Annotated in this window: 12 protein-coding genes and 1 pseudogene; 3 read left to right on the top strand and 10 right to left on the bottom strand. The window is 46.9% G+C overall.

The window, feature by feature from the left end; genetic code table 11:
- Positions 1–4 precede the first annotated feature (4 nt).
- Positions 5–877 carry an inositol monophosphatase family protein gene (locus NDI42_RS21060; RefSeq protein WP_190451527.1) on the top strand — a complete coding sequence of 291 codons (873 nt, stop codon included), beginning with the start codon at positions 5–7 and terminating at the stop codon, positions 875–877.
- Positions 878–960: 83 nt separating this feature from the next.
- On the opposite strand, the gene NDI42_RS21055 is transcribed toward NDI42_RS21060, so the two are convergent.
- The 5 genes from NDI42_RS21055 to NDI42_RS21035 all read right to left on the bottom strand — a co-directional run bounded on the left by NDI42_RS21055 (position 961) and on the right by NDI42_RS21035 (position 5,159).
- Positions 961–1,200, bottom strand: coding sequence for a Nif11-like leader peptide family natural product precursor (locus tag NDI42_RS21055; RefSeq protein ID WP_190419684.1), 240 nt, complete (start codon positions 1,198–1,200; stop codon positions 961–963).
- Between the two features lie 489 nt (positions 1,201–1,689).
- Positions 1,690–2,577: a hypothetical protein gene (locus NDI42_RS21050; RefSeq protein WP_190451525.1), complete on the bottom strand. Its 888-nt coding sequence runs from the start codon at positions 2,575–2,577 to the stop codon at positions 1,690–1,692.
- A gap of 98 nt (positions 2,578–2,675) precedes the next feature.
- Entirely contained in the window at positions 2,676–3,188 is a 513-nt protein-coding gene (locus tag NDI42_RS21045; protein WP_190451523.1) for a hypothetical protein, read from the bottom strand.
- An 85-nt stretch (positions 3,189–3,273) separates the two neighbouring features.
- Complete coding sequence (locus tag NDI42_RS21040; RefSeq protein WP_190451520.1) at positions 3,274–3,918, bottom strand: class I SAM-dependent methyltransferase; 645 nt, start codon at positions 3,916–3,918, stop codon at positions 3,274–3,276.
- A gap of 230 nt (positions 3,919–4,148) precedes the next feature.
- Positions 4,149–5,159: a phosphoribulokinase gene (locus tag NDI42_RS21035; protein ID WP_190443817.1), complete on the bottom strand. Its 1,011-nt coding sequence runs from the start codon at positions 5,157–5,159 to the stop codon at positions 4,149–4,151.
- A gap of 540 nt (positions 5,160–5,699) precedes the next feature.
- On the opposite strand from NDI42_RS21035, the gene cpcD/petH reads away from it, so the two are divergent.
- Positions 5,700–6,971, top strand: coding sequence for a bifunctional rod-capping linker CpcD/ferredoxin--NADP reductase PetH (gene cpcD/petH / locus NDI42_RS21030; protein WP_190451518.1), 1,272 nt, complete (start codon positions 5,700–5,702; stop codon positions 6,969–6,971).
- Positions 6,972–7,017: 46 nt separating this feature from the next.
- Here cpcD/petH and NDI42_RS21025 read toward each other — a convergent pair whose 3' ends face one another.
- Positions 7,018–7,200: a hypothetical protein gene (locus NDI42_RS21025; RefSeq protein WP_190451516.1), complete on the bottom strand. Its 183-nt coding sequence runs from the start codon at positions 7,198–7,200 to the stop codon at positions 7,018–7,020.
- A 360-nt stretch (positions 7,201–7,560) separates the two neighbouring features.
- Here NDI42_RS21025 and ftsH2 point away from each other — a divergent pair, with 360 nt between their 5' ends.
- Positions 7,561–9,447: an ATP-dependent zinc metalloprotease FtsH2 gene (ftsH2, locus tag NDI42_RS21020; RefSeq protein WP_190419696.1), complete on the top strand. Its 1,887-nt coding sequence runs from the start codon at positions 7,561–7,563 to the stop codon at positions 9,445–9,447.
- Between the two features lie 94 nt (positions 9,448–9,541).
- Here ftsH2 and NDI42_RS21015 read toward each other — a convergent pair whose 3' ends face one another.
- From NDI42_RS21015 to NDI42_RS21000, 4 genes and pseudogenes are all read right to left on the bottom strand, one after another.
- Entirely contained in the window at positions 9,542–11,473 is a 1,932-nt protein-coding gene (locus tag NDI42_RS21015) for an ankyrin repeat domain-containing protein (protein WP_190451514.1), read from the bottom strand.
- Positions 11,470–11,592, bottom strand: a complete 123-nt coding sequence (locus tag NDI42_RS21010; protein WP_313930675.1) for a hypothetical protein — start codon at positions 11,590–11,592, stop codon at positions 11,470–11,472. The genes NDI42_RS21015 and NDI42_RS21010 overlap by 4 nt, the downstream gene beginning before the upstream one ends.
- Before the next feature lie 54 nt (positions 11,593–11,646).
- Positions 11,647–13,035: a photosystem II reaction center protein CP43 gene (gene psbC, locus NDI42_RS21005; RefSeq protein ID WP_190443820.1), complete on the bottom strand. Its 1,389-nt coding sequence runs from the start codon at positions 13,033–13,035 to the stop codon at positions 11,647–11,649.
- Between the two features lie 133 nt (positions 13,036–13,168).
- Positions 13,169–13,282 (bottom strand): annotated as a pseudogene (locus tag NDI42_RS21000) (photosystem II protein D2); the annotation flags it as partial.

Below are 13,282 nucleotides of genomic sequence, written 5' to 3'. Positions count from 1 at the left end.
TAACGTGACATTAAAATCATTGGGCGAAAACCAATATGAAGGGCTAGAAGAAATTGTAGCGATCGCCCGAACTGTTGGCTGGGGTGCCGCTGATATCCTACAGTCTTACTATCGCGGCGATCAAAGCGTCGGCAACTTGGAAATTCAAGACAAAAAAGATGGGCCAGTTACAGCTGCTGATGTGGCTGTAAATCAATACATTCTGCATAACTTGCAGGCATCTTTAGGTACCCAAGATTTCGGATACCTCAGCGAAGAAACTTATAAATCTCAGACACCCATACCTACTCAACCTTGGGTGTGGATTATTGACCCCCTTGATGGTACGCGAGACTTTATCGACCGTACTGGGGAATACGCCGTTCATATTGCCCTAACCAATGCAGGACGACCAGTCGCGGCAGTGGTAGTAGTGCCTGAAGCTGGCAAATTGTATTACGCAACCATTGGCGGCGGCACGTTTGTAGAAACTCGTGATGGGGAAGTAAAGCCAATACGAGTATCCGAACACAACAAGATTGAAGATTTAACCGTAGTCGCCAGTCGTACCCATCGGGATGATCGCTTCGATCGATTATTGCAAAACCTACCCTTTAAAAATAAACATTATGTGGGCAGCGTCGGTTGCAAAATTGCTACTATCATCGAACAAACAGCGGATGTTTACATCTCGCTATCTGCAAAGTCTGCTCCCAAAGATTGGGATATGGCTGCACCTGAGTTAATTTTGACAGAAGCTGGCGGAAAGTTTACTCATGTTGATGGCAACCCTTTGAAGTACAACACAGGGGATGTAAATCAATGGGGTTGCTTGATAGCTAGTAACGGTAACTGTCACGAAGAAATTTGTCAGCAGGCATCAGAAATTTTGGCATAGATGGGGGTTGGGGACTAGGGACTGGGTAAGATTTTTCCCAATTCCCAATCCCCAATCCCCAATTCCCAATTCCCAATTCCCAATTACCTTGGATGAAGATGTCGCCGGGGTGAGATACCCGGATTGACTAAAGCTGCTAACTCGTCTTGCTTCTTCGACAAATTGCTTAACGCAGTATCTAATTCTTCGGGTGAGAAAATATAGCTACGTTCTTTGGCAATCTCCACCAAAGTTTCTGGTTCTTGTGCTGCTTTAACTTTTTCTTTTAATCGTTGATCTTGTTTTACGCTTTCCAAAAATTCTCTAACAGTTTCTATTGCCATGACAGTAAATCTCCTTTGAATCTTTGATTCAATCGCATAGTGCATTGGAGTCGGCATGGGGTTGGGGGCGTAGAGACGTTAAGATAGAACGTCTTTACAACGGTTATCGGTAAACAATTTATCTTATCCAAACCGTATTGGGAGAGAAGAGATCGCCCCCTACCCCTCACGTCGGCTTTATCAGATACTCTTAAGAATAAGTATTTCTGTGCTATAAATCACAAAATATTGACAAAAATTAAAGCAAAAAGAAATAGAGTGCATCCCAATCTTGCATCTATAAGTGGATATGCGAAATAAATTACATATGAAATCCTCTTGAAACCCTTATGTAGCAATGCAAAGTTGTGTAATTTATTCTAGACACTTACTTACCCACATTGCCTGAGCCTAGGCTTTTGCGTACTACGCCCGCGCAACGCGAGGCTTAAAATTAAAGCCCGCGAAGGCGGGCTTTGTTCGCGAGAGCCGCGACTTTAGTCGTCGAGCTTAAATTTCGGCTGAGGCGCGTTCAATCAAACGACGAGCCAGGGTTTGAGTTCCAGTGTGTTCGTAGTAGTTAGTTGTCACATCTAGAAAAGCACCCAAGTAGTCTAACTTGTCGTTAGAAATTTCTACAAAATTGTGCAGGTTGTTAACAACTTTTTCTGGTGTCAAACCGCGAGAAGTAACCAAACCGCTCATCCAGCCTTTGACTGAATCAAAGCTTTGACCAATGAAGTTTAGCTTACCTTGAGAACTGCCACCTGGAATCAGATCGTGGACGCGCTGATAGGTCTGATTTTGTTCTAATTCTGAGGGATTTGTCTGATTTAAGCTGGAAGTAGCTTGCAGGAGGAAGTCAGGGCCAAGAGGAACCAGACCATCAAAGCAAACCAGCGCCACCATCCGCATTAGAGATTCGCCACTATAATCACTCAAAGACGCAACAAAATCGCCGATGCTGTCTCCAGGGATGCCGTTGATTTGGCAGAAAGCAACTAACTCAACTACTAATTTTATGGTCAAATCAATAGCTTGAGCTTTGTTAGCTTTGGGAGTAAGGCGGTTTAAAAGTCCCAAAAAGGGAATGTTTTCACCAACTTTGTTGGCTAGAGCAGCTGCACCCAAGGCTTTATCTGCATTATCAACAGTTTGATAAAGCCACATGGCTCGTTGATAACCTTGCGACTTGTCGTTATACAAATAAACAGCGCGTTCGCCAATTTGCTGAATAAAGGCGGCGTCGGTTTCTCCGGTGACAGCGCGAATGGTGTTGTCGAATCCAACTATATTTTGCCACTCGCCAGGAACTACAAAATCAAGCGCTCGTAGCGCTCTCGTGGTCATGTTGTTGGTTGGTAGTTCATCAACCAATTCAAAAATAGCTTTGCTCACAAAAGTCTCCTTGTTTAGTCAATCAATGGTCATTAGTCATTAGCTAATGGCTAATCATTTTTCAACGATTAGCCATGCTGACGATAGCAACAGACTACTTACTTCAGTCGTGCCAGACCACTGAGATTAAATCTTTGTAACCATGCTTCGCGATCGCTTTGGGTAAAGGAAGCATCGCGGGATTGTACTTTGACTTGGTAGCGATCGCCTACTAAAATAGCAGTGCCGTTACTGCCCTGATTAACTGCTGGATATCCAGCGATTTTTTGAGTGCTGCTGTTGAATTTCCCTGCGGCTGTAGGGTTGCTGATCGTGTCATTGATAGATAGCACCGCTACATCCTTGCCGCCTTGTTTCAGCTTATACTCAGCAAAGCCTTTTTTCTCTTGAGCTGCTACGGTCTGGAAGCCACCACTACCTTTTGGAAAGAATTTATTAAATTGGCTACCCTGTGTAGCATCTTTGGCAACTGCTGAAGGGGCATTTCTCTGGGTACTTTCCTTTTGCGCCTGAGCATAAGGAGAGGGAGCCTGAGTTGCACAAGATGTCACCAGCAGCAAAACTGACAGTAATAAAGCTGCTAAAATTCTACGCCCATTTTGGAAAAACATTACCGCCTCCTGATAGCTTTAATTTCTACACTTAATCCCCATGTTGGCATTTTTGCGATCTTACCTGGGGAAATTTCCACTTACCTTAAAGCCGCTGACTTACTACAGCATAGAAAGGATCGCCGCCAGCTGCACCCATCCACTGGAGGAAATTGGGAGCGCTGGATTTGCGGGTAATGACTTCAGGCGGACTAAATCCTGGGACTGAGGTAAAGTAACTTTTAACCAACTCAACGCGGCTAGATTCTGAACCATCCCGCCATGCAGCGATCGCTTTTTGGTAAAACATCCGGTTAGAAAAGCTGATAATGGCAATTCCACCCGGTTTCAGAACCCGGTGAATCTCAGAAAACACCGCATCCGGGTATTGGAGATACTGCACCGAAACGCAGATGAGAACCGCGTCAAAATCACCATCTGGCAAGGGTAACTTAGGATTTTTGTTTAAATCTTGTACAAAGTAATGGTCTAGACGGGAATTGCGCGCCAGTTCCTCCTCGTTGAGTCCGTGTCCTTCGATGTGAGCAAATTCCATCTCCTCTGGTAGATGGGAAACCCAGCTGCTCATCATGTCCAAGATGCGAGTATTTGGCTTCAGCCGTTCTCTATATAAATCTGTCAGCTGTTTAATGAAGCCTTCGTCTACGTGCGTCACAAAGCGCGGGTAGGAGTAGAACAGCGTATCATCCGTATCGTCTAACTTTGTGCGTTGATTCGGTTTGAGGAACATAAGATGCAAGATTACGATATCTTTACATTTCTCAGTTTAGGAAATGTCAAGGAATTTAAACGTAAAGCAAGCATTCAATACTCACACGCCGTCATCAGCTGGTTAAAGTCAAAACAAAACGCGAGAGACTTTTGTCAGTTTCTCGCGTTGTTCATCATCAAATTTAATAGTTGGGACTCTGGAAGCTCTTAACGCTCTTTTCTTTTGGCTGAGAGCATGAGAGCCTTTAATTACACTTTCGTAGCTGCCAGAGGCTGGCTTTTTCCAGAAGTTAAGCGCTCGTATGTCGCCCGCATCTTCAGACCTACTAACACCTGGAACAACCCAGTACCATTGTTAGAGCCTGGATACTCCCGGTGATGAAGCAACAGTTCTGTCAGTTCGCCGTGGTACTTGGCAGAAGTCTTGCTGAGGTGGCTTTCGATGTAGATAACTTCCTCTAGCTTTTCAAACTGACCATCCACTTCCAGAATAGAAACCTCGTGACCATAGTAGCTATCTGGCCCGTAGTACATCTTGATGCCAGGATAGCCGCAGGTGAGTTTGCGTCCGCAGGGTCTCCAATCAATTGTTGACCCTTCATCAAATAGGTAAGCTGGCTCAAAGCCTTCCACACCATCTCGCTGAATTAGACGTACCCGCAGAATCTTGCCTTCCTTTTCCTCCTTGACTAATTGGGTCGGCAAAACCTGGATCACAACATCAGCGTGTTCCTTCTGCGGCTCAATGTAGGCGGTAAAGTCTGGGCGGCGAGAGTTGATGGCAGCCATGACATCAGCGTAGGTGTGTCCGCGCTCAGCCATATCTCGCTGAATTTTCCAGGCGATTTTGACTTCATCGCTGATATCTAGGTACACGCTGAAGTCTAGAAGCGATCGCACTCGCTCATCATACAAAGGGTGAAGTCCCTCGATCACGATAATGTGGTTAGGGTTTACTCGCTCTGGTGGATCAATCGCGCCGGTTTCGTGGTTGTAAATTGGCTTATCGATACTCTTACCGTTCTTCAGCGCTTTGATCTGCTCGTACATCAGATCGAAGTTATTCGCTTTCGGGTTTAGCGCTGTAATTCCCGTTTCTTTGCGCTGCTTACGATCCAAACTGTGGTAATCGTCCAAGCAGATCACCGTCACAAAATCTTCCCCAAACAAATCTGTCAATCGGCGCAAAAATGTGGACTTACCGCATCCGGAGTCTCCAGCAACACCAATTAAAACCACACGATCCAGCTGACTGGTCATAGCTTCCCTCTAACGCAAAAAATTTTCTTTTCAGTAGTTTTAAGCAATCTAAATCCCTAGCCAAGAGGTTCCCCTCGGTTTTTATGCGGTGGCATAAGCACTAAAGCATAACCATTCTGAACATACAGCACAGCTGAAAGCTGTTGCCCGTTGGGGACGACTCAAGCCCAGTCCAGTAAGTATTTAATACTAGCTGCTACACTGTATCTTACCAGAATGAGATAAACGCTACAAGGCTGACTGTGATTAGAATTATCTCGCTCAGTTCTTATGCTACGCTTTACGAGCGCATTTTTAGAAAGAAAAAATTAAATTGACTCAATAGCGACATTCTCTGCTGGGATGACTCTGTATTGTGGAAGTGCAAACATTGGGTTCTCGGCTAAGAAACTGGGCGCTCTCCCAATGGTGACGACCCTAAAGTGAGCGATCGCGCTCCATTTTGATCAATCGCTAAGTACAGATGGTATGTGCTTTAGGAGTGCGCTTTGTAGCAGAATGTTAAGTGAACCTGGGATCGGAGGAGATATTTAACAGCTAATGTATAACTCAAGCACAGCCAACGGTACTGCGAATACAGAATCTGGGAGCCGCGTCTTTGTTTATGAAGTGGTGGGTCTGCGTCAGAACGAACAAACTGACCAAATGAACTACCCCATTCGTCGCAGTGGTAGCGTATTCATCACAGTGCCATACAGCCGCATGAACCAAGAAATGCGGCGGATCGCTCGCATGGGTGGCAAAATTGTCAACATCCAGCAACTGAGTGTTGACAGCAGCATGAATGGCTCTTTAGCCAACCGCTCTGTGGCACAAACAAGCGAAGCGAATGGGCAAGCCACTTCTTCACAACCCGCAGCACAGGACAAGAAAGCAGGAGAAGAAAGCAAGCCTATGACTCAAGCAAAGGAAAAGACTGAAAAAGATATTCCCGTTAATATCTACCGTCCGAATAATCCCTTTATTGGTCGGTGTATCAGCAATGAAGAAATGGTTCGTGAGGGCGGAATCGGCACTTGTCGTCACGTCACCTTCGATATTTCTGAGGGGGATTTACGATATTTAGAAGGTCAAAGTATTGGTATCATCCCGCCGGGAATCGACAAGAAAGGCAAACCGGAAAAACTCAGGCTCTACTCGATTGCTTCAACTCGTCACGGTGATGCAGTTGATGACAAGACTGTATCCCTGTGCGTCCGGAGACTAGAGTACAAGCATCCTGAGACTGGCGAAATGGTCTATGGTGTTTGCTCTAGCCACATCTGCGGTCTCCAGCCTGGGGATGAAGTGAAAATCACCGGGCCAACTGGTAAGGAAATGCTGCTTCCAGACGATCCGAATGCCACGATTATTATGATGGCAACAGGAACTGGAATTGCGCCATTCCGCGCTTACCTATGGCGGATGTTCAAAGATGCCGAAAGAGCAGCCAACCCCGACTATAAGTTCAACGGTTTGGCATGGCTCTTCTTTGGTATCGCTACAACTCCCAACATCCTCTATAAAGAAGAATTGGAAGAGTTGCAGGATAAGTACCCGGACAACCTCCGCCTGACCTACGCCATCAGTCGCGAACAGAAAAACCCCCAAGGCGGCAGAATGTACATCCAAGACCGGATTGCTGAGAATGCTGAAAAACTTTGGGAACTGATGCAGAAAGACAATACCCACACCTACATCTGTGGATTGAAGGGTATGGAAGGTGGCATTGATGAAGCGCTTTCTGCCGTCGCCGCCAAGCAAGGGGTGAACTGGACTGAATACCAACGGGCGATGAAGAAAGCTGGTCGCTGGCACGTAGAAACCTACTAGGGTTGAAACTGCCCCGGAAGGCTTTCATCCTCATAATCTAAATTGACTACATTGGCGCGTCTGCTTCTCGTGGCTTAAACCTCGGAAGCGGGCGCGTCATACCTTTTTGGATTAATGTTTGATCTAGCGATCGCTCTGGAAGAAACATATAGCGATCCTCGGCAGAGTTGTGAGGTGCCAGCCCTTCAGATACCCGACTTCTTAGAGAAGTCGGGTATCTCGCCTTCACGAATCATTAGCTCTTTTTATAATTTAGGACGCGATATGTAGCCTCAGTTCAGAAACCGTATTAAAGGCTGCTGGCTATCTCCCGTGATTAAAGCAAAATTCAAAAAATTAACTCCCATTTCGGCGATTGACAATTTACATCTCTTGTAGTATTAACTAGCCATTAGTTGCCCTAATCCTGAGAATTAAGTTAAATTTGATTAAGTTCAACGTTAAAATGTTTACTAACGCCTCACTCAGGCTCGCCAGATTGCACGAGTGAAAAAAAACAGCGAAGATACTGCGCTCATTTAGTCTTTGTCATGACTCCAGAGCTGGATTGAATCTGCATATATTAACCGTTTGGAGACCCCACTAGCTTATGAAATTTTCTTGGAGAATATTAGTTCTTTGGACATTACCAGCCTTGGTAATCGGGTTTTTCCTGTGGCAAGGGGCATTTGCTGCCGCTCCTGCTGACATGGGTAAGAACACCGCCAGCACTCGCATGACCTACGGGCGCTTTTTGGAATATCTCAATGACGGTCGCTTAACCAGTGTTGACCTATACGATGGTGGTCGGACGGCAATTGTGGAAGCCGTCGATCCAGACCTGGATAACCGAATACAGCGGCTGCGGGTAGATTTGCCATCAAATGCTCCAGAACTGATTTCTCAGCTCAGAAAAGCTAATATCAGCTTTGATACCCATCCAGCCCGTAACGACGGCGCTATTTGGGGATTTCTGGGAAATTTGATTTTCCCGATTCTGTTGATTGCTGGGCTGTTTTTCTTGTTCCGTCGCTCTAGCAACATTCCTGGTGGCCCCGGTCAAGCGATGAACTTTGGCAAATCCAGAGCCAGATTCCAGATGGAAGCAAAAACAGGAATCAAATTTGACGATGTAGCTGGGATTGAAGAAGCCAAAGAAGAACTAGAAGAAGTTGTTACCTTCCTGAAGCAACCGGAACGGTTTACAGCAGTGGGAGCGAGAATTCCCAAAGGAGTGCTGTTAGTAGGCCCTCCGGGAACTGGTAAGACTTTATTGGCAAAAGCGATCGCCGGCGAAGCTGGAGTCCCATTTTTCAGCATCTCTGGATCTGAGTTCGTGGAAATGTTTGTCGGCGTTGGTGCATCCCGCGTCCGCGACTTGTTCAAAAAAGCCAAAGAAAACGCCCCTTGTCTGATTTTCATCGATGAAATTGACGCTGTAGGACGGCAACGCGGCGCTGGAATTGGTGGCGGTAACGACGAGAGGGAACAAACCCTCAACCAGTTGCTGACCGAGATGGACGGCTTTGAAGGCAATACCGGGATTATTATTATTGCTGCCACCAACCGCCCCGATGTACTAGATTCCGCCTTATTGCGTCCGGGACGCTTTGACCGTCAAGTAATGGTCGATGCTCCCGACTTGAAAGGTCGTGTGGCAATTCTGGAAGTACACGCCCGCAACAAAAAAATTGCTCCGGAAGTATCCTTAGAAGCGATCGCTCGTCGTACCCCAGGTTTCACAGGTGCTGACTTAGCCAACCTGCTCAACGAGGGTGCAATTTTAACAGCTCGTCGTCGTAAAGATGCCATCACTATGTTGGAAATCAACGACGCTGTAGACCGAGTGGTTGCTGGGATGGAAGGCACGCCTCTAGTAGACAGCAAGAGCAAGCGACTGATTGCCTACCATGAAATCGGTCACGGGATTATTGGCACCCTGGTTCCCGATCACGACCCCGTACAGAAAGTAACTCTGGTTCCACGAGGACAAGCACGCGGTTTAACCTGGTTTACTCCATCTGAGGATTCAGGATTGGTTTCGCGATCGCAACTCCTAGCGCGCATTAAAGGCGCTTTAGGCGGACGTGCTGCTGAGGAAGTTATCTTTGGCGATTCGGAAATCACCACTGGTGCTGGCGGCGACCTGCAACAGGTTACAGGACTAGCACGGCAAATGGTAACTCGCTTCGGGATGTCTGACCTCGGACCCCTGTCTTTAGAAAGCCAGAGTGGGGAAGTATTTTTAGGTCGAGATTGGACAAGCCGCAGCGAATATTCTGAGGAAATTGCTTCTCGGATTGATGCTCAGGTACGCTCAATTGTTGCTCATTGCTACGAAGAGGCCTGTCAGATCATGCGCCAAAACCGCGAAGTGGTTGACCGTCTCGTTGATTTGTTGATTGAGAAGGAAACAATTGACGGTGAAGAGTTCCGCCAAATTGTGGCTGAGTACACAGAGGTTCCTGAAAAAGAGCAATTTGTGCCAACTCTGTAGTAGCTAATTGCTAATAGATGGGGGTGAGGTGACTCATCCCCATTTTTTTTGTTTGTGCGGGAGGAAGGGGGAATGCGATCGCGATATCTTCCGATTAAAAATCTTGCGACTTGGTAGCACCTGCTTGCTTGAGTAATTCAATCACCTCGGCGTGTTGTCTACCTTTGTGATGCCCTTTCATCATGCCCAACTCAGCATATTCAAGTGCATTACAGTAATCTTCAACCCTCGCATTCACATCTGCACCCGCTTCTACCAAGGCGCGAACGATATCAAGGTATCCCTGAGAGGCAGCATGGAGTAGCGGATTAAAAGAGCCAGCGAAGGCTCTTTTGTTTACGTCTGCACCAGCTTCAATCAGCATCCTCACGATTTCATCATGCCCTCTTGAAGCTGCATTGCATAACGCGGTGCTATTCGTCCTGCGATTAACGTCCGCGCCTGCTTGAATTAACGCTCTAACCTGTTCGGCATTTCCGTCAGAGGCTGCTTGAATTAAGGCAATATCATTCATTCCCCCTTCTGAAGCACCCGCTTGTTTGAGCAGGCGAACAATTTTACGATGTCTGTTACCCTCAGCCAGCATCATCGCTGTATTGCCATCATCATCTCTAGCATCAAGGTCTGCACCGGCTTCTATCAAAGCCTGTATCGAATCGGCATAACGCGCCATAGTAGCGCACATCAGGGCGGTACGACCATCCTTACCTTTGAGATTGATGTTCGCTCCCGCTTCCACTAATATTTTGACCACCTCAGCGCGTTTTCCTGTTGCAAAAAAGCTTCCAGCTAGGTGCATCAAAGCGGTTTCTCCTTCACCGAGTCCATCTTCTTCGCTCAAGATATTTAGATTAGCACCTGCATCAATTAGAGCTTGGACTACGGGAATATGAACGTAATGAGCCGCATACATTAGGGCAGTTTCACCATTAGAGCCAATAGCATTAATGTCTATCCCTGCCTCAATTGCTGCCTTTACTGCTTCTATATTTCCCATCATTGCCGCATCAATGAAGTCTTCAACATCCTTCTTCTTTAACCGCTCCTTTCTCTTCACACCCTTCCCAATTTCTTTCTCCCCATACTTTCGGATGTCTTCAGAAACCAGCGGATACAGATAATCGTAAACTTCTTGCTGTCCCCCAGTAGCAGCACGAAGCAAAGGAGTATCTCCCTGTCCCCAAGCATTTACATCAGCACCTGCTTCTACCAATAATTTCACTACTTCTAAATGACCCTCATAAGCTGCTGTCATTAGTGCTGTATGACCATCTTCGTCAGTCTGATTTACGTCAGCACCAGCCTCAAGCAAAATTTTTACGATTTCGCTATGTCCCTCTGTTGCAGCTTCATAAAGAGGCGTGAAATCAAAACCGAGATTAAAATTAGCACCAGCATCAATCAAGGCGCGGACAATCTCGGCTTGCCCCTTTTGAGCTGCAAATACGAGGGGTATATCGTCATACCAGGTTTTGGGATTGACCTCAGCACCAGCGTTGAGTAAAGTTTTTACAACCTCGACATGACCGGAAGCGATCGCTGCTATCAATGCCGTTTTTTCTTTCCCCTCATCAACATCTTCCTCCTCGTCCTCTACATCTTCAACTTGGGAAGATTCCTGCTGCTTATTGGTACTCGCACTATTGATGCTCTTTTCAGTTGAGAAAGCATCAACGAACTGCGTAAAGCCTGTATAAAAGCTTTTTGCTTCATCAGGAGCATCTTCAAGTGCTTCGCTTATCATCTCTCCCAGGCTGGCATTTCCCGGTATTGATGACACAGAAATAGTTGGGTTAAACTTGGGACTTTTAGCTATTCCAGATTTAGCATTAACATTTGCCCCTGCTGTCAGCAAAGCCTTAACTATATCTAAGTTGCCAATGCTAGAGGCTAACACCAGTGGATGCTGACCTTTGACATTTTTGCTATTAGCATCAACTCCAGAGTTTAGAAGTTGACGAACTTGTTCAACATCAGATGACTGAATTGCCTCGAATAATCTTTCGATTTTGTTTTCGGCATTCACAAGCTTTCTGCACTCCAATCTTGCACGGTGACTGTGTTGAGACTGCTGACAGCGTAGCCCTGATTTCGAGGCAGCGTCCACCGTAATTTCACCAACAACAAAAAGGCTCCTGCTTTCACACAGGAGCCTTTTCATTTATCAGTTATGAGTTTCTAATTCAAAACTCAAAACTATTAGTCGAGGTCAGGCATAGACAGCACTGGCTCGGTTTCACGGTCAATACCTTTCTCAAAGCCAGCAGCAGCAGCGCGGGCGCGACCAGCGTGCCACAAGTGACCGACTAGGAAGAAGAAACCCATCACAAAGTGGAAGCACGCCAACCAGGAACGGGGAGACACGTAGTTAAACGAGTTGATCTCCGTAGCCACGCCGCCCACAGAGTTCAGAGAACCCAGAGGAGCATGGGTCATGTACTCAGCAGCGCGACGAGCTTGCCAAGGTTGAATGTCGTTCTTGATTTTGTTCAGGTCAAGACCGTTAGGGCCGCGCAGAGGCTCCAGCCAAGGGCCACGGAAATCCCAGAAGCGCATTGTTTCACCACCGAAGATGATTTCTCCAGTAGGCGATCGCATCAGATATTTACCCAAGCCTGTCGGGCCTTGTGCAGAACCGACGTTAGCACCTAAGCGTTGGTCGCGGATCAGGAAGGTCAAAGCTTGCGCTTGAGAAGCTTCCGGGCCAGTCGGGCCGTAGAATTCGCTGGGATAAACGGTGTTGTTAAACCAGACGAAACAAGCGGCAACAAAAGCCATCAAGGATACAGCGCCTATGCTGTAGGAGAGGTAAGCTTCTCCAGACCAGATTAAAGCGCGACGCGCCCAAGCAAAAGGCTTGGTAAGGATGTGGAAAATACCACCGAAAATGCAAATTAAGCCAACCCAGATGTGACCGCCGACGACATCTTCCAGGTTATCGACGCTAACAATCCAGCCGTCGCCACCGAAGGGAGACTTAAGCAGATAGCCGAAGATTACTGCTGGGTTAAGAGTGGGACTGCTTATGACGCGAACATCACCACCACCGGGCGCCCAGGTGTCATACAGACCACCAAAGAACATCGCCTTAATCACCAACAGGAAAGCACCGATTCCCAACAGGATCAGGTGAATCCCAATGATGGTGGTCATTTTATTCTTATCTTTCCAGTCGTAGCCAAAGAAGGAATAGTATCCTTCCAGGGTTTCGGGGCCGCGAACTGCGTGGTAAATACCACCTATGCCCAGAACGGCGGAGGAAATCAGGTGCAGAACACCAACTACGAAGTAGGGGAAGGTGTTGATAACTTCACCACCAGGACCAACACCCCAGCCTTGGGAGGCAAGGTGAGGTAGTAGGATTAAGCCCTGTTCGTACATAGGCTTTTCTGGAACAAAGTGAGCGATTTCAAATAAAGTCATCGCTCCCGCCCAGAAGACAATCAGACCAGAGTGGGCAACGTGAGCGCCCAGCAACTTACCAGACAGGTTGATCAGACGGGCGTTACCCGCCCACCAGGCGAATCCGGAGGACTCTTGGTCGCGTCCGGCGCCTGTAACGAAACTGTTATTAAATGACGTTTGCACGGGGTAAAACCTCTATTGTCATTAACCAAACCAGGTATCGACTTTAGATTTTAGATTTGAGATTCTAGATTGAAGATTAACCTAAAATCATCGGAGGCTGAGAAACTTCTTCGCCTCCGCAAAATCTAAAATTCTACAGCGCGTTACCGCGAGGCAGAACTTCTTCAGGGAACTCAAAGTTCTCGTGAGGCTGATCTTGAGGAGCCATCCAAGCGCGAATCCCCTCATTCAACAGAATGTTCTTGGT

Source organism: Funiculus sociatus GB2-C1, from assembly GCF_039962115.1.
Classification (GTDB): domain Bacteria; phylum Cyanobacteriota; class Cyanobacteriia; order Cyanobacteriales; family FACHB-T130; genus Funiculus; species Funiculus sociatus.
The sequence above is the reverse complement of the archived record's forward strand: the minus strand, read 5'-3'. Positions and strand labels throughout refer to the sequence as shown.

What these genes read in the sequence shown, in the direction of transcription:
- NDI42_RS21045 (WP_190451523.1), bottom strand. Translation starts at nt 3,188, where the DNA reads ATGTTTTTCCAAAATGGGCGTAGAATTTTAGCAGCTTTATTACTGTCA.
- NDI42_RS21055 (WP_190419684.1), bottom strand. Translation starts at nt 1,200, where the DNA reads ATGGCAATAGAAACTGTTAGAGAATTTTTGGAAAGCGTAAAACAAGAT.
- ftsH2 (WP_190419696.1), top strand. Translation starts at nt 7,561, where the DNA reads ATGAAATTTTCTTGGAGAATATTAGTTCTTTGGACATTACCAGCCTTG.
- NDI42_RS21035 (WP_190443817.1), bottom strand. Translation starts at nt 5,159, where the DNA reads ATGACCAGTCAGCTGGATCGTGTGGTTTTAATTGGTGTTGCTGGAGAC.
- NDI42_RS21040 (WP_190451520.1), bottom strand. Translation starts at nt 3,918, where the DNA reads ATGTTCCTCAAACCGAATCAACGCACAAAGTTAGACGATACGGATGAT.
- cpcD/petH (WP_190451518.1), top strand. Translation starts at nt 5,700, where the DNA reads ATGTATAACTCAAGCACAGCCAACGGTACTGCGAATACAGAATCTGGG.